14 protein-coding genes are annotated in these 15,349 nt (G+C 68.6%); 4 read left to right on the forward strand and 10 right to left on the reverse strand.

Annotation, left to right across the window (positions count from 1 at the left end; all coding sequences use genetic code 11):
* Positions 1 to 7 precede the first annotated feature (7 nt).
* Entirely contained in the window at positions 8 to 820 is an 813-nt protein-coding gene (gene mutM, locus K3A85_RS05730) for a bifunctional DNA-formamidopyrimidine glycosylase/DNA-(apurinic or apyrimidinic site) lyase (RefSeq protein WP_225205520.1), read from the forward strand.
* 78 nt (positions 821 to 898) lie between these two features.
* On the forward strand, positions 899 to 1,996 hold the full coding sequence (locus tag K3A85_RS05735) for an NAD-dependent epimerase/dehydratase family protein (protein WP_225205521.1): 1,098 nt from the start codon (positions 899 to 901) through the stop codon (positions 1,994 to 1,996).
* Here the strand turns inward: K3A85_RS05735 and K3A85_RS05740 are convergent.
* The 7 genes from K3A85_RS05740 to K3A85_RS05770 are packed head-to-tail and all read right to left on the reverse strand — an operon-like array spanning position 1,993 to position 9,508.
* Entirely contained in the window at positions 1,993 to 2,745 is a 753-nt protein-coding gene (locus K3A85_RS05740; protein ID WP_225205522.1) for an NUDIX hydrolase, read from the reverse strand. The two genes, K3A85_RS05735 and K3A85_RS05740, sit on opposite strands and share 4 nt — an antisense overlap.
* Entirely contained in the window at positions 2,742 to 3,809 is a 1,068-nt protein-coding gene (locus K3A85_RS18110) for a DUF2889 domain-containing protein (RefSeq protein WP_225205523.1), read from the reverse strand. Before K3A85_RS18110 ends, K3A85_RS05740 begins: the two co-directional genes overlap by 4 nt.
* The gene (locus K3A85_RS05750) at positions 3,806 to 4,738 is read right to left on the reverse strand and encodes an alpha/beta fold hydrolase (RefSeq protein ID WP_225205524.1); all 933 of its coding nucleotides are present in this window, start codon (positions 4,736 to 4,738) and stop codon (positions 3,806 to 3,808) included. The genes K3A85_RS18110 and K3A85_RS05750 overlap by 4 nt, the downstream gene beginning before the upstream one ends.
* Positions 4,735 to 5,793: a phosphotransferase family protein gene (locus K3A85_RS05755; RefSeq protein ID WP_225205525.1), complete on the reverse strand. Its 1,059-nt coding sequence runs from the start codon at positions 5,791 to 5,793 to the stop codon at positions 4,735 to 4,737. Before K3A85_RS05755 ends, K3A85_RS05750 begins: the two co-directional genes overlap by 4 nt.
* Before the next feature lie 4 nt (positions 5,794 to 5,797).
* A complete protein-coding gene (locus K3A85_RS05760; protein ID WP_225205526.1) occupies positions 5,798 to 6,607 on the reverse strand; it encodes an enoyl-CoA hydratase/isomerase family protein in 810 nt (269 codons plus the stop codon).
* A 34-nt stretch (positions 6,608 to 6,641) separates the two neighbouring features.
* Positions 6,642 to 7,709: a phosphotransferase gene (locus tag K3A85_RS05765; protein WP_225205527.1), complete on the reverse strand. Its 1,068-nt coding sequence runs from the start codon at positions 7,707 to 7,709 to the stop codon at positions 6,642 to 6,644.
* On the reverse strand, positions 7,706 to 9,508 hold the full coding sequence (locus K3A85_RS05770; protein WP_225205528.1) for a class I adenylate-forming enzyme family protein: 1,803 nt from the start codon (positions 9,506 to 9,508) through the stop codon (positions 7,706 to 7,708). Before K3A85_RS05770 ends, K3A85_RS05765 begins: the two co-directional genes overlap by 4 nt.
* A 212-nt stretch (positions 9,509 to 9,720) precedes the next feature.
* On the opposite strand from K3A85_RS05770, the gene K3A85_RS05775 reads away from it, so the two are divergent.
* Positions 9,721 to 11,286 carry an acyl-CoA synthetase gene (locus tag K3A85_RS05775; protein ID WP_225205529.1) on the forward strand — a complete coding sequence of 522 codons (1,566 nt, stop codon included), beginning with the start codon at positions 9,721 to 9,723 and terminating at the stop codon, positions 11,284 to 11,286.
* Positions 11,287 to 11,335: 49 nt separating this feature from the next.
* On the opposite strand, the gene K3A85_RS05780 is transcribed toward K3A85_RS05775, so the two are convergent.
* The 3 genes from K3A85_RS05780 to K3A85_RS05790 all read right to left on the reverse strand — a co-directional run bounded on the left by K3A85_RS05780 (position 11,336) and on the right by K3A85_RS05790 (position 14,492).
* Positions 11,336 to 12,202, reverse strand: a complete 867-nt coding sequence (locus K3A85_RS05780; protein ID WP_225205530.1) for an enoyl-CoA hydratase-related protein — start codon at positions 12,200 to 12,202, stop codon at positions 11,336 to 11,338.
* A gap of 14 nt (positions 12,203 to 12,216) precedes the next feature.
* Complete coding sequence (locus K3A85_RS05785) at positions 12,217 to 13,131, reverse strand: SMP-30/gluconolactonase/LRE family protein (protein ID WP_225205531.1); 915 nt, start codon at positions 13,129 to 13,131, stop codon at positions 12,217 to 12,219.
* Positions 13,132 to 13,196: 65 nt separating this feature from the next.
* Positions 13,197 to 14,492: an acyl-CoA dehydrogenase family protein gene (locus K3A85_RS05790; protein WP_225205532.1), complete on the reverse strand. Its 1,296-nt coding sequence runs from the start codon at positions 14,490 to 14,492 to the stop codon at positions 13,197 to 13,199.
* 113 nt (positions 14,493 to 14,605) lie between these two features.
* Between K3A85_RS05790 and K3A85_RS05795 the strand changes: the two genes are divergently transcribed.
* On the forward strand, positions 14,606 to 15,316 hold the full coding sequence (locus K3A85_RS05795) for a TetR/AcrR family transcriptional regulator (RefSeq protein WP_225205533.1): 711 nt from the start codon (positions 14,606 to 14,608) through the stop codon (positions 15,314 to 15,316).
* The last annotated feature ends 33 nt before the right edge of the window (positions 15,317 to 15,349 follow it).

Genomic DNA, 15,349 nt, shown 5'->3' on the forward strand with positions numbered 1-15,349 from the left:
CGTCACGATGCCTGAACTCCCCGAAGTAGAGACCACCGTTCGCGGCCTTGCCACCGTGCTTGAAGGGCAGACCGTCGCGCGCGTGGCGGTCAACCGTGCCGACTTGCGCCGGCCATTTCCCGCCGACCTTGTCCAGACGCTGACCGGCACCCGCGTCACGGGGCTGGGCCGGCGGGCGAAGTACGGGCTCATCCATACCGATCGCGACAGCACGATGGTGTTCCATCTCGGCATGTCGGGGCGGTGGCGAATCGATCCCGCGGAATTGGGCAAGCATGACCACCTGGTGATCGAGACGGGCAATGGACACGTTCTGGCGCTCAACGATGCGCGCCGGTTCGGCTCCGTCGATCTGGTCGATACGGACAAACTCGATGCGTTTCCCGCCTTCGCGGCGCTTGGACCCGAGCCGTTGGGACCGGGGCTGACCGCCGCGCATCTTCACCGCGCCTTCGAGAACCGATTTGCTGCGGTAAAGCTGCTGCTGCTCGACCAGCGGATCGTGGCGGGACTTGGCAACATCTACGTTTGCGAGGCGCTGAACCGCGCCCGCATCCATCCCGAGCGCGAGGCTGGCAAGGTGTCGAAACCCGCGCTGGCGCGGCTGGTGCCGGCAATCCGCACGGTGCTCGAGGAATCGATAGCCGCCGGCGGATCGACCTTGCGCGACTATGCCCGTCCCGACGGTGAGCTGGGCTACTTCGCCAAGGACTGGCGCGTCTACGGCCGCGAGGGCGAGGCCTGTCCCTGCGGCGGCACGGTCAAGCGGATCGTGCAGGGCGGGCGATCGACGTTCTTCTGCGATCGCTGCCAGAAGTAGTTGATTGACTAACTAATTAAGGCTGCCGTACGCTCCCGCCAAGCGGACGCAGACGATCCGGCGAGTGGAGACAAGAGGATGCAGCAGCGCCCCACGGTGCTTATCGCCGGCGCGAGCGGCGTGATCGGACAGGCCTGCGTCGACCATTTCGGCGGCTCGGGCGAATGGGACGTGCTTGCGCTGTCGCGGCGCGCGCCCGACAGCAGCGCCCCGCATGAGCACCTCGCGGTAGACCTGACCGATGCCGAGGCTTGCGCGGCGCTTGGGCCGAAGTTGGCGCGCGTCACGCATCTGGTCTTCGCCGCGCTCTACGAAAAGCCGGGGCTCTATGCCGGATGGCTCGAGCGCGACCACATGGAGCGCAACCTCGCCATGCTGCGCAACCTGATGGAGCCGCTTCTGGCGCACGCCAAGGGCCTGCAACATGTGAGCGCGCTGCAGGGGACCAAGGCCTATGGCGCGCACGTCCACCAGATCGCGGTCCCGGCGCGCGAGAGCGCCCCGCGCGACCCGCACGCCAACTTCTACTGGCTGCAGGAGGACTACCTGCGCGAAAAGCGGGAGGGGGCGGATTGGGCGCTGACGATCTGGCGTCCGCAGATCGTGTTCGGTGAGGCGACCGGCGTCGCCATGAACATGATCCCGGTGCTGGGCGCCTATGCCGCGATCTGCCGCGAGCTCGGCATGCCGCTCGCCTTCCCGGGCCGGCCGGGCGGGGTTTCGGAAGCGGTCGATGCCGGGCTGGTCGCGCGGGCGCTCGGCTGGGCGGCAACCGCGCCCTCGGCGCGCGACGAGACCTTCAACCTGACCAACGGCGATGTCTTCGCGTTTGCCAATGTCTGGCCCGCCATCGCCCGCGCAGTGGGGCTGGAGCCTGCGTTCGGCCAGCCCTTCAGCCTCGTCGACTTCCTAATGGAACACCGCGACACTTGGGCGCGGATCGCGAGCCGCGAGGGCTTGCGCGAGCCCGACCTCGAGAAGCTGGTCGGCGAGAGCCACCACTATGCCGACCTGCTGTTCGGCGTGCACGCGCCGGCCGATGCCGAGCGGGCGCCGGTGCTGGTCTCGACGATCAAGCTGCGCAAGGCAGGCTTTGCCGATTGCGAGGATACCGAGGAAATGTTCGTCCGCCTGCTGCGCCGCATGGGCGAGCGCGGGATCACACCACGAGTCTAGCCTCGGCGCGGGTAGGGCGTGAACTCCTCCCACTCGGCATAGCCCGCATCCTTGGGAATGGCGACGACTGTGCCGCCGTCGCGCGCGCTGACCACCGGGGTCAGTGGCACGATGGCGCGCTGCAGCGCGGCTTCGAACGCGGTGCGCGGGCAGGGTGTTTCGGTCAGGCGGAGCAGGCTGAGCTTGGTCGGGAACATGATCCCGGCATCGCCGCGCCGTGCGCGCTCCAGCGCTTCGTGCGGCGCGATCCATTCGAGCTCGACCGTTTCCGCGCCGTCGCAGCGCGCCTCCTGGTCGCGGCCGACGTGGGCGAGGTAGAAGCGCGTGTCGAAGCGCTTGGGGGCATCGACCGGAGTGATCCAGTGGCCGAACGGCGCGATGGCCAAGAGGTCGAGATGGCCGCCGCTTTCCTGCACCACTTTGCGGAACAGGCTGCCGTGCGGGCGCTCGGGCGGAAGCGAGCATTCGCCATTGCCGCCGGTGACGAGCAAGATCGCGGCCTCCTCCCAGGTTTCCCGGGCCGCGGCGATGCGGTGCGCGCGCTCGTGATCGCTCAGCGCCTCGTGGCCGCGCAGCAGCGGCAGCCAGTCGGGGTGCGAATCCTCGGGGTCGACCACGCCGCCGGGGAAGACCAGCGCCGAGGCGAAGGTCGCGGCGGCGTGGCGGCGCACCATCAGCACCTCGAACGGGTCGTCCCGCACCAGCAGGACGGTGGCGGCTGGGCGCGGCGTGGCGGGCGCGGTGGTCATGGCAGGGGCATCTCCTTGGGCGCGCGTTCGAGCATCGCAGGGACTTCGGCGAGCGAGCGCACGACATCGTTGAGGTGCGTGCAGCCGTTGGTGCGACGCAGCATCTGGAGGACGGTGCTGCGCAATTGCGTCAGCGGCGTGCCGATGAGGAAGCGCAAGTTGGCGATCGCGCCCGGGCATTCGCCATAGGGAAGGGTGCCGGCGCGGGCCTCGATCGCGGTGACGAGGCCGCTTCCCGCATCGGCGCTCGCCCACAGCAGGTATTCGTGAAGCGCGCGCCTGCCGCCTTCGCGGGTGTTCGCGCTGTCCTGGAAATGGGTCTCGACGTGGATCGTGTCGCCATCGCGCCAGGCATCGATGCGACGGGCGCGGCGGAACTGGATCTCGTCCGACAGGTCGGTGAAGGCGTGCCAGCCTTCGGGATCGGCGGCGTTGCGCATCGATCCGACCGCGCTGCTGTTCTGCTGCAGCACCGGCGCGCCCTGGTCGACGATCCCGCGCGATCCGGGGCGAAGGCCGAGGCAGTTGCCGAGCATCGCCGCGGCGTGGGCCTTGCGGCCTTCCTCGGTCGGCGCGGTGGCCCAGCCGGGAAACCAGCGGCTCCACGCCCAGCGCGAGACGAGCGTGGTGCCGGCAAGATCGTCGAGCATCAGGTAAAGCGGCGTGCCGGACTCGCGCTCGCCCGGCAGCGCTTCGTTGAGGATGCCGCGGAACTTGCCGCCCGGCCGCGCGCCTTCAAGCGCGGCGAGACCGGGGCGCGCCGGCGCCGAGCAAAGGGCGACAATCGTGCGGTCCTGCGCCTCGGCTTCGAGCGCGTCCTCGGCCAGAACTTCGGGCGCGGCGGCGGGATCGCGGGTCCACGCATCGCGGCAACGCCCGTGGATCATCGTCGGCCCGCGCAGGCCCTGCGGCCAGGTCGCCTCGAGCGTCATCGTCCGGCGCACCGAGTTGCGGCGGCGCGGCGGCGAGGCGCCGATCGGCTGCGAGGGCGCCTGCGGCCAGACCGGCAGCGGATCGCCGGCAAGGTCGAGGCCGCGCGTGCCCGGCTCGTTCTCGTAGCTCACGCGCGGCGCCTCGGGTGCGCGAACAGGCCGTTGAGCGCGGCGACCAGCGCGACCGGCTGCTCGATCATCGCATGGTGGTGGCAGAACGGCAGCGAGACGGGCGCGCCGCAATTTGGCATCGCCGCGACAAAGGCCTCGACCGCGTCCATCCCGGCGAAGTCCGAGCGGTCGGCGTGGATGTAGTCGACCGGCACGGCAAGGCCGCGCAGCGCGGCGGTCATTTCCTCGCGGTCGCTAGCCGCGAAGGTCTTCGGATCGAACTTCCAGCCCCAGCCTTGTGCGCTCTGCCGCAGCGAATGCTGCGCAACATAGGCGAGCACGTCCTTGTCCGGCCAGGCGCCGGGCGGGCTCAACCGGTAGCGGGCGAGCGCCTCCTCGCGCGTCGCATAGAACTTTTCCGCCGGGGCCTCGCCCAGCTTGCTGCCGCCTTCGCGGAAGGGGTGCGCGTCGATCACCACCGCGCGCTCGACCAGATCGGGCGCGAGCCAGGCGGCATAGAGCCCGGTGATCGCGCCGAAGCTGTGCGCGACGATCGTCAGCGGCTCCAGCGCCGCATCGCGCGCCACCGCCAGCACTTCGCGCGCGTATTGCTTACGGCTGTAGGTCTCGCGCCGGTCACTGTCGCCCATGCCCGACAGGTTGATCGCGGCGACGCGGTAGCGGTCGGCGAACCACGGCGCGATGTGATCCCACCAGCGGGCGTGGGCGATGAAGCCGTGGACGAAGATCAGGCCCGGCTTGCTCGCATCGTCAAGGCCCCAGCCGCGGTAGCGGATGACCGCGCCCTCGACCTCGACCGCGCGCTCCTCGGCCGGCGCGGCCCAGGCGGTCTCGAGCCACTGGCGCTGCGGCGGCGCGTCGGCGGGCGGATCGTCGTAGCCCATGCCGCCGGGGCGGATGGCGAAGGTTTTGCGCGGCTTGTCGCTCAACGTTCGCGCTCCGCGCGCTGCGCCTGTTCCCAAGCTGCGGCCGCCAGGGGGGCGAAGCGCCTCGCCACCTCGTGCGACTGCGCGTTCGAGGCGTTGCCGCGCAGCGTCCGCCCGATGATGCCGTGGAGGATCGCGGCGAGGCGGAACATGTTGAACGCGACGTAGAACGAGAGGTCCGGAATGCCATCGCGCCCCGTGCGCGCGCAATAGGCGGCGACGTAGTCCTCCTCGCTCGGGATGCCCTCGGGGCGTGCCGTCGCGAGCGAGTTGCCCGCCTCGCCCGGCGTGCGCCAGACCATCACGTTGTAGGCGAAGTCGGCCAGCGGATCGCCCAGCGTCGACAGTTCCCAGTCTAGCACCGCGCTGATCTCGGGCCGGTCGGCCGCGAACATCACGTTGTCCATCTTGTAGTCGCCGTGGACGAGGCGGCGGCTTTCGGTGTCCCGGGGCATGTTCGCCGGGAGCCATTCGATCAGCCGGTCCATGTCGGCATTGCGTCCGGCAAGCTCGTCCTCGCGATACTGCTTGGAAAAGCGCGCGACCTGCCGTTCGACGTAGTTGCCGGGGCGGCCGTAGTCGCCAAGGCCGATCGCATCGACATCGAAGGCATGCATCCGCGCGATCGTGGCGTTCATCGAATCGTAGGCGGCGGCGCGCTCGGCGGGCGAAAGCTCGGGCAGCAGCGGGTCCCAGAACACCCGGCCGGGGACGAGGTCCATGACATAGAACATCGAGCCGATGACGGCATCGTCGCTGCACAGGCCCAGCACGCGCGGGACGGGGAAGCCTTGCCCCCCCAGCGCCTGCATCACCCGGAACTCGCGGTCGACGGCATGGGCCGAGGCGTGGAGCAGGCCCGCGGGCTTGCGGCGGAGCACGTACTGGCGCGTCGGCGTCGACAGGCGGAACGTGGGGTTCGATTGCCCGCCAGCGAACTTCTCCACCGTCAGCGGCCCGGCGTAGCCTGCGACGTTCGCTTCCATCCAGCGCGCCAGCGCCGCCTCGTCGAACCTGTGGCGCTCCTCGACCGGGCCTGCCGTCCGCTCCGTGCTCATGCGATCACTTCCCCTTGAACACCGGTTCACGCTTTTCGAGGAAGCTGGCGACGCCTTCCTTGTGGTCTTCGGTTTCCATCAGGCGGCGGATCGCCTCGATTGCCCAGGCGCCGATTTCGCGCGGGTTTCCGTAGGAATGGCGGGTGAGGCCCTCCTTGATGAAGCGCAGCGCGAGCGGCGGGTTGGCGGCGATCCGCGCGGCGAGCGCCTGCGCCCGCGTCAGCAGCTCCTCGTGCGGCGTGACTTCGGTGACGAGGCCGATCCTCAGCGCCTCGGCGGCGTCGATCACGTCGCCGGTGAACATCAGCTCGGCCGCCTTGGCAGGGCCGACGATCGCGGGCAGGCGGTAGAAGCCGCCGACGTCGGGGACGAGGCCGCGCTTGATGAACATCTCGGAGAACTTCGCCTTTTCCGAAGCGATGCGGATGTCGGCATAGATCGCCAGCTCCATCCCCCAGCCGATCGCGGCGCCGTTGATCGCGGCGATCATCGGCTTCTCGCATTCGAGCGCGGCCATCGCGGCGGGCGTGGGCGAGTGCTTGACGATGGTCAGCGCCGAACGCGTCGCGGCGAAGGACTTCGGTCCCGCCATGATCTCGGCCACGTCGTCGCCCGAGCAGAACGCCGGGTCGGCGCCGGTGACGATCACGCAGCGCACCTCGTCGTCGGCGGACGCGGCCTTCAGCGCGGCTTCGAGCTGGGCATAGGCGTTCCAGTTGAGCGCGTTGCGGCGGTGCGGGCGGTTGAGCGTGATCGTCGCGATGTGGTTATCGACCGCATAGATCACGTCTTCGGCGGGGTTTTCCTCGCTCATGGCATCCTCTCCATTTGGGGCTTGGCGCCCGTGCTCACCGGTGCAGCAGCGCCAGCGCCTGTTCGGCCAGGAACGGGCAGCCATTCTCGCCCACTTGCGCGGTCGGGGTCTGCCCGGCGAGCGCGCGGGCGTAGACGCCGTGGCTGATCGAGGCGAGGCGGAAGACCGAGAACGCCAGCAGGAAGTTCCAGTCGTCGAGGCTCTCGCGGCCCGTCCGCCGGCAATAGGCATCGACCCATTGCCGCTCGGTCGGGATGCCGCTGGTGGCGAAGTCCACGCCGTCGAGCGAGCCCCAGCTGCTCCCATGCGAATGCCACAGGAAGCCCGAATAGCCGAGGTCGGCGAGCGGATGGCCGATGGTCGAAAGCTCCCAGTCGAGCACCGCGACGATGCGCGGCTCGGTCGGGTGGTACATCACGTTTTCAAGGCGATAGTCGCCATGCGCGATGGCCACCGACTGGTCCGCCGGGATGCGCGCCGGCAGTTCCTCGATCAGCTGCTCCATCGCCGGCACCGGCGGCAGCGGGCAATCGCGGTACTGGCGCGTCCAGCGCGCGATCTGGCGCTCGAAGTAGTTGCCCGGCTTGCCATAGTCGCCGAGGCCCACGCCTTGCCAGTCGACCTTGTGCAGCTTGGCGAGCGTGGCGTTGAGATCGTCGTAGATCGCCGCGCGCTCGGCGGGCGCCATTCCCGGCAGCGTCGCATCGCGGAAGATGCGGCCTTCGAGGAAGTCCATCACGTAGAATGTCGTGCCGATGACCTCGGGGTCGGTGCACAGCCCGCGCATCACCGGGACGGGGACGTCGGTGGCGCCCAGCGCCTTCATCACCTTGTATTCGCGGTCGACCTGGTGCGCGCTCTGCAGCAGCTGGCCCGGCGGCTTCTTGCGCAGGACATAGCGCTTGCCGCCCGAGATCAGCAGGAACGTGGGGTTCGATGCGCCGCCTGCGAACTGGCGCACTTCGAGGTTGCCGGCATAGCCCTCGACGTTCGCCGCCATCCAGCGGTCGAGCGCGGCTTCGTCGAAGCGGTGCTTGCCGGTCACCGCGCCGATGCGCTGGCCGACGCCCTCTTCCGTTACTTCGGCGCTGCTGGCGCTCATCCCTTTCGTCCTTCCATCCAGGCGATCATTTCGGCCCGCAGCACCGGCTTGAGCGTCTTGCCGCTGGCGTTGCGGGGGAATTCCTCGGTGCGCACGTCGATCGCCACCGGCACCTTGAACGGCGCGAGGTGCTGGGCGACGTGCGCCTTCAGTTCGGCCTCGGTCACGCTTTCGCCGGGCTTCAGCTGGACCAGCGCGCCGACTTCCTCGCCGAGCACGCGATCGGGCAGGCCGACCACGGCGGCGTCGATCACCGCCGGGTGCGAAACCAGCACGCTTTCGACCTCGACGCAGTAGACGTTCTCGCCGCCGCGGATCAGCATGTCCTTCTTGCGGTCGAGCAGATAGACGAAGCCTTCCTCGTCGATCCGGCAGACGTCGCCGGTGTGGTACCAGCCGTCGGCGAAGGCGGCGGCGGTGCCTTCGGGATTGTTCCAGTAGCCCGCGACGACGTTCGGCCCGCGAATGCACAGTTCGCCCGAGGCGCCCTGCGGCACTTCGTTGCCGGCATCGTCGACGACCTTGAGATCGACGCAGGGGACCGCGATGCCGACGCTGTCGGGGTGGGTCAGGTAGTCCTCCGCGCTGTGCGTCGCCGAAACCGACGAGGTTTCGGTCGCGCCATAGCCCTGGCCGACCGGGAACCACGGGAAGACCTGGCTGAAGCGGATCGTCAGTTCCGGCGCGATCGCCGCGCCGCCATAGCCATAGCCTTCGAGGCTCGACAGGTCGCGTTTGGCAAAGTCGGGCGATTCGAGCACCTGCCAGACCATCGCGGGCACACCGGTGGTCGAATTGACCTTCTCGCGCTCGATCAGTTCGAGGAAGCGTTCGGGGTTCCACTTGTACATCAGCACGATCTTGGAGCCGGCGACGATCGCCGGAACCATCATCGAGTTCGTGCCGGTGACGTGGAACAGCGGCACTGGGATCAGCAGCGTCTTCTGCGGCGCAGGCGGCGCATCGGGATCGGCCGGCGGGGGGAGGGCCTCGCCCCGGCGGATCGCGGCGCGCGCGCCATTGAAGGCGAGGCTGATCATGTTGGTCATGATGTTGCGATGCGAGCCCATCGCGCCCTTGGGTCGCCCGGTGGTGCCGCTGGTGTAGAGGATCGTGGCGAGATCGTCGGTGTCGCAGGCAGGGTCGGGCATCGGGTCGTCGGGCAGGCTGCCATAGTCGGCCGGCTTTCCGATCAGGCTTTCGAGCGTCACCGCGCCATGCGCCGCATCACCGCGCGTCACGATCAGGCCGGCGAGCGCGAGCCGCCCGACTTCGGGAGCGAGGCGGTCGAGTCGCTCGCCGTCGACGATCGCGACCTTCGCGCCCGAGTTCTCGATGCCGTAGGCCAGTTCCTCGCCGGTGCCCCAGGCGTTGAGCGGGGTCAGCACCGCGCCGATCGAGGCCCCGGCCCAGAAGGCGATGATCCATTCGGGCAGGTTGCGCATGGCGATGACGAGGCGGTCGCCCTTCTTGACCCCGTAGCGCTCGGCAAGGATGCGGCCGAGCGTGCCCGCCGCGCGGAAGGCCTGGTCATAGGTCAGGCGTTCGTCCTCGAAGACGATGAATTCCCGGTCGCCCCAGCCGCGTGCGATGTCGAACACTTCGCGCAAGGTGCCCATCGCGTTGACGTAGGTGCGATAGGTGCGCCCGCGAATCTCGGTCTCGCGCATTTCGAACGGCGCGCCCGGCGCGGTCAGGATGCGATAGGTCTCGGCGATGCTGACAGCCGGCCAGCCTGCCGGAATCTGGCCCGGCTGGACTTTGGCGACGGCCTCGGCGGGGCTTGCAGCAGCTTCCATGATCGTCTTCTCTCCCGGGGCTTCGTCACGGCTGGCTCGTTCCGCGCGAATGCCCTCGACCTGTTTCGTGGGTGCCATTAGTTAATCGCTTAGTCAAACGCTCGCGCCGTGATAGCCCGGCTCGACGCGCTCGGCGCATTGCAAAGTTTATAACAGGATATAAGTTTGTCCAGCGACCGGAAACCTCCGGCGCTGCTCGAGAGGAAAAGCCTATGCTGGTGGGAGATATTCCGGCGCTTGCGGCGCATCGCGCGCCCGACGTGCTGGCGGTGCAGTTCCAGGGCCGCTCCTGGACCTACGCGCAAATGCGCGACAAGGCGTGGCAGCTCGGCAATGCGCTGATGCGAATCGCCGACAAGGGCGATCGCATCGCGATCCTCGCCGAAAACTGCCCGGAATACGTTCTTGCCTACTATGGCGTGCCGGCCGCAGGGATGGCGCTGACGTTCCTCAACTACCGCCTCTCCCCGCGCGAACTGGCCTGGATCATCGGCAATGCCGAGCCTTCGGTGCTGATCGTCGAGGACAAGTTCATCGGCGCGATCGAGCAGATCCGCGCCGAGATCCCCACGGTCAGGCACCTGATCTCGATCGGCGGGACGCAGCCCGGCACGCTCGGCTTCGACGCTTTCCTCGCGACCGGAGAGGCCAGTCCGCCGCCGGTGCAGGTGCGCGAGGACGATCTTGCCTGGCTGCTCTACACCTCGGGCACGACCGGCCTGCCCAAGGGCGCGATGCTGAGCCATCGCAACGTCGTCGCTGCGGTGATGAACAGCCTCGTCAGCTGGGACAAGGACCCGCCCGGCGCGCCCGATCCGGTGTTCATGCTGACGTTCCCGATGTATCACGTCGCGGGCTACGCGCTGCTGGTGAACCATGTCCGCGCGGTGCCGGTGGTGGTGATGCAGAACTTCGACATCGAGGTGTTCTTCGCCACGATCGAGCGGCACAAGGTGACCGCGCTCAGCCTCGCCCCCACCATGATCGCGATGCTGCTCAACCACCCGTCGCGCGCGAACTACGATCTCTCGAGCCTGCGCAACATCGGCTACGGCGCCTCGGCCATGCCCGCCGCGGTGCTGCTGCGCGCGCGCGAAATCTGGCCGCAGGTGCGCTTCGCCACCGGCTTCGGCATGACCGAGCTGGCCGGCAACGTCATGGTCCTCACCGCCGAGGAGCACGACGAGGCGGTCGACAACGGCCTTCCGACGCTCAATTCGGTCGGCCACCAGATGCTGCTCAGCCGGGTCCGGGTGGTGGACGGCGAAGGCCGCGACGTTGCGCCGGGCGAGGAGGGTGAAATCCTCGTCAAGGGCGACCAAGTCCTGTCGGGCTACTGGCGCAATCCCGAAGCGACGGCCAGCGCCTTCGTCGACGGCTGGTTCCATACCGGCGACGTCGGCCGCTGGAACGAACAGGGCTTCCTGTGGATCGTCGATCGCAAGAAGGACATGATCGTCACCGGCGGCGAGAACGTCTACCCGCGCGAGGTCGAGGAAGTGCTCTACAAGCACCCCGCCGTACTCGAAGCCGCCGTCGTCGGCGCCGAGGACGAGAAGTGGGGCGAGGAAGTGGTGGCGGTGATCTCCTGCCGCAACGGCGAGAGTACCTCGTGCGCCGAACTCGTCACCCACTGCCGCGAACATATCGCGAGCTACAAGAAGCCGCGCGCGGTCGCCTTCGTCGACGAACTGCCCAAGAACGCCTCGGGCAAGGTGCTCAAGCGCGAGTTGCGCGAATGGATCAGGGACGGGCGGCTCGAACTGCTGCGGCCGTGAGACGGACAGGGCCGCCCCTTCGCGGGAGCGGCCCTGCCGGGTCAGCGCATCACCACCACGGATAGCCGGCGGGCATGTCCGTCGAAACCTTGTTCGGAAACTGCGGCTTGCGCTTTTCGATGAACGAGGCGACCCCTTCCTTTACGTCGCCGCCCGAGCCCAGCTTGAGCGCGAAGGGTCCGTCGAGCTTGAGCAGGTCGAACGGCAGCTCCGCCGACCCGAACCGCCAGATCATCGCCCGGGTCAGGGCAACCGACACCGCCGAGGTGTTTTCGGCGATGCCGAGCGCGATCGCGCGGGCGCGGTCGAGCAGCTGGTCGTGCGGCACGACTTCGCTGACGAGGCCGCCCCGGAGCGCTTCGGCGGCGTCGAAGACATTGCCCTCGATCGCCCAGCGCAGCGCCTGCGCGGTGCCGACGAGGCGCGGCAGGAACCACGCGCTGCCGGCTTCGGGGACGAGGCCCCGCCGCGCGAAGACGAAGCCGAAGCGCGCCTGGTCCGAAGCGATCTTGATGTCGGTCGGCAGCGCCATCGTCGCGCCGACGCCGACGGCAGGACCGTTGAACGCGGCGATTGTCGCTTTTTTCGAGTTGAACAGCGCGCCGACGAAGCCGCCGTCGCCGCCCAGGCCGCCATCGCCCTCGGCGCTGCGGCTGGCGCCGAAGTTCTTCGCGCCTTCGCCCGACTTGGTGTCGAAGCTGCCCGCGCCCGCCGAAATGTCGGCCCCGGCGCAGAAGCCCCGGCCCGCGCCCGTCATGATGATCACGCGCACGGCATCATCCTCGTTGGCGAGCCGCACCGCAGCTGCGAGTTCGGCGCCCATCGTCGCGGTGAAGGCGTTGAGCTTGTCGGGCCGGTTGAGCGTGATGGTCGCCACCGGACCGTCGACGGCGTAGAGGATATCGCTGAATTGCATCGCTTTTCCTCGGCTCAGGCGTTGAAGTTGAGCTTGAGGCCGGGCCGCGGCCAGCGCGCCTTGTAGAGCTTGCCGGTGCCCGAGCAGGTGATGAACGCGTCTCGCATGTCGTCGCCGCCGAAGCAGATGTTGGTCGTGATCGGATCGGGGAAGGCATGGTGCTCCCAGGTCCCGTCCGCAGGGTCGAACGAGGTGATCCCGCCGTTGACCAGCGTCGCCACGCAGACCCGGCCATTGGCCTCGACCGCGAGGCTGTCGAACAGCTGGTAGCCGGGAAGCGGCCCCATGACCTTGCCGGCGGTCCACATGTCGGCGGGCGCGGCGAGTTCGCCGGGCGCGGCGACGTCGAATTCCCACAGGCGGCCGGTCTGGGTTTCCGCCACGAAAACCTGCTTGCCATCGGGCGAGAGGCCGACGCCGTTGGGGGTGGTCATGCCATCGCGCGCCAGCACGATCTTCTGGCCGTCGATCGTCGCGTAGTGGAGATGGCCGACATGGCTGACATCGCCGTTGCTCTTGCCGAGGTCGGTGAACCAGAAGCCGCCGTCGGCATCGAACACGATGTCGTTGGGCCCGCGCAGTGGCTTGCCGTCGCATTCGCTGTAGAGCGTAGTGACGTCGCCGGTCGACAGGTCGACGCGCTGGATCGAGCCGCCGGCGTAATAGTCCGGCGTGCCATGCGGCAGCAGGAGACCACCGGCCTCGTTCCACTGGAAGCCGCCGTTGTTGCAGACATAGACCGCGCCGTCGGGGCCGATGGCGGCGCCGTTGGGGCCGCCGCCCAGTTCGGCGATCACGTCCTGCCGGCCATCGGGATGCACGCGCGTGAGGGTCTGGCGCTTGATTTCAACCAGCACGACCGAACCGTCGGCCATGGCGATCGGGCCTTCGGGGAATTGCAGCCCTTCGGTGATCAGTTCGAATTCCATTGTTCTCTCTCCCGGGGGGGGGGGCGGCGCGCGAGGGAGCGCGCCACCCGTTCACGTGGTCTTGCTCAGCGGATGCCCGGAACATGAAGCCGGGCGGCTTCGGCATTCTTGGCGCGGGTCAGGTCGTCGGCGTACTTGCCGAACTCCATCCGCGCGATGGTGCGGGCGTGGACTTCGTCCGGGCCGTCGGCGATGCGCAAGGACCGCTGGCCCGCCCACATCCGGGCGAGGCCCGGATCGCTGGTGACGCCCGCACCGCCGAAAGCCTGGATCGCATCGTCGATGATCTGCAGCGCCATGTTCGGCGCCTGGACCTTGATCATCGCGATCTCGAGCCGGGCCGACTTGTTGCCGGCGCGGTCCATCATGTCCGCCGCCTTGAGGCACAGCAGGCGGGTCATCTCGATGTCGATGCGGGCGCGCGCGATGCGCTGCTCCCAGATCGAATGGGTCGAGATGGTCTTGCCGAAGGCGACGCGCGACTGCAGGCGGCGCGCCATCTTCTCGAGCGCAACTTCGGCCGTGCCGATGGTGCGCATGCAGTGGTGGATGCGGCCAGGCCCGAGGCGGCCTTGCGCGATCTCGAAGCCGCGGCCCTCGCCCCAGATCACGTTCTCGACCGGCACGCGGACGTTCTCGAGCAGGATCTCGGCATGGCCGTGGGGCGCGTCATCCCAGCCGAACACCGGCAGCATGCGCAGGACCTTGATGCCCGGCGTATCCATCGGCACGAGCACCTGGCTCTGCTGCGTGTACGAGCCGGCCGAGGGATCGGTCTTGCCCATCAGGATCGCGACCTTGCAGCGCGGATCGCCGACGCCCGAGGACCACCACTTGCGGCCGTTGATGACGTAATGGTCGCCATCGCGCTCGATGCGGGTCTCGACGTTGGTGGCGTCGGACGAGGCGACCTGCGGCTCGGTCATCAGGAAGGCAGAACGGATCTCGCCGTTCATCAGCGGGCGCAGCCACTGCTCCTTCTGTTCGCGCGTCCCGTAGCGGTAGAGCACTTCCATGTTGCCGGTGTCGGGCGCCGAACAGTTGAACACTTCCGAGGCGAAGCCGACGCGGCCGAACAGTTCGGCGACCGGGGCGTATTCGAGATTGGTGAGCTGTTCGCCTTCGAACACGAAGGTGTCGTCAAGCTGCGGCTGGCCCGAATGCGGGGGCATGAACAGGTTCCACAGGCCGGCGGCCTTGGCCTTGGCCTTCAGCTCCTCGACGATCGGGATGACTTTCCAGCGCTCGCCCTCGGCGTGCTGCTGCTCGTAGATCGGGATCGCGGGGTAGATGTGCTCGTCCATGAAGCGCGAGACGCGATCGATCCAGTATTGCTGGCGATCGGTATAGGTAAAATCCATCAGGACATCCTTTCTTGGGAATTGCGGCCGCATTGCCCGGCCGGTTGCGGGGTTTCAGCAAACCTTTTTCGCGCTATGCGGGGGGTGCCCGGAGCTACGGTGGAGTGGTGGGAATGAGCGAACAGACCTTGCGCAAGACGGTCGCTGCGGCGCCCGCCGGGCGGCGCGAGGCGGGCAAGGAAGAGCGGCGCCGCCGCATCATTCACGCCGCCAAGGAAATGATCCGCGAAACCGGCAGCACCGGCCTGTCGATGCGGGCGCTGGCCGAGCGCGCGGGGGTGAGCCTGGCGACGCCCTACAACCTCTTCGGCTCGCGCGGGGCGGTGGTTCTGGCGGTGCTCGAGGACGTGCGCGACTTTCGCGCCCGTTTCGCCGAGGCGCGGACCGGCGACCCGGTCGACCACATCCTCGCCGTCGTCGACCTCGGCGTGGACTACTACCTGTCCGACCCCGCCTTCTACACCACCTTGTGGCGCGAGGTTTTCGCCATCTCGGGCGAAGTGCGCAGCGCGATCTACAATCCGCGGCGCGACGAATTCTGGCTGGGGCTGGTCGAGGACATCGCCGCCGCCGGCCTGCTGCGCGACGGCATCGATCCGCGCCAGCTGCTGCGCCAGCTCGACCACCAGTTCCGCTCGGTCATGCTCGACTGGGTGGCGGGCGACCTCTGCGCGATCTCGCTCGGGCCGACGATCAAGCTCGGCTACGCGCTGATCCTGTGCGGCGCGGCGAGCGAACGCGCGCGCGCCGCGCTCGAACAGCGGGTGGCCGAGTGCCAGGCCCGGTTGCTGGAAGCCGAAAAACGGAAGGCGCGCGCCGACTAGGCCCGCGCGGCCTTCCGTCCTCCGGGCGGAAGC

The sequence above is a fragment of the Novosphingobium huizhouense genome, from assembly GCF_020179475.1.
Taxonomy (GTDB): domain Bacteria; phylum Pseudomonadota; class Alphaproteobacteria; order Sphingomonadales; family Sphingomonadaceae; genus Novosphingobium; species Novosphingobium huizhouense.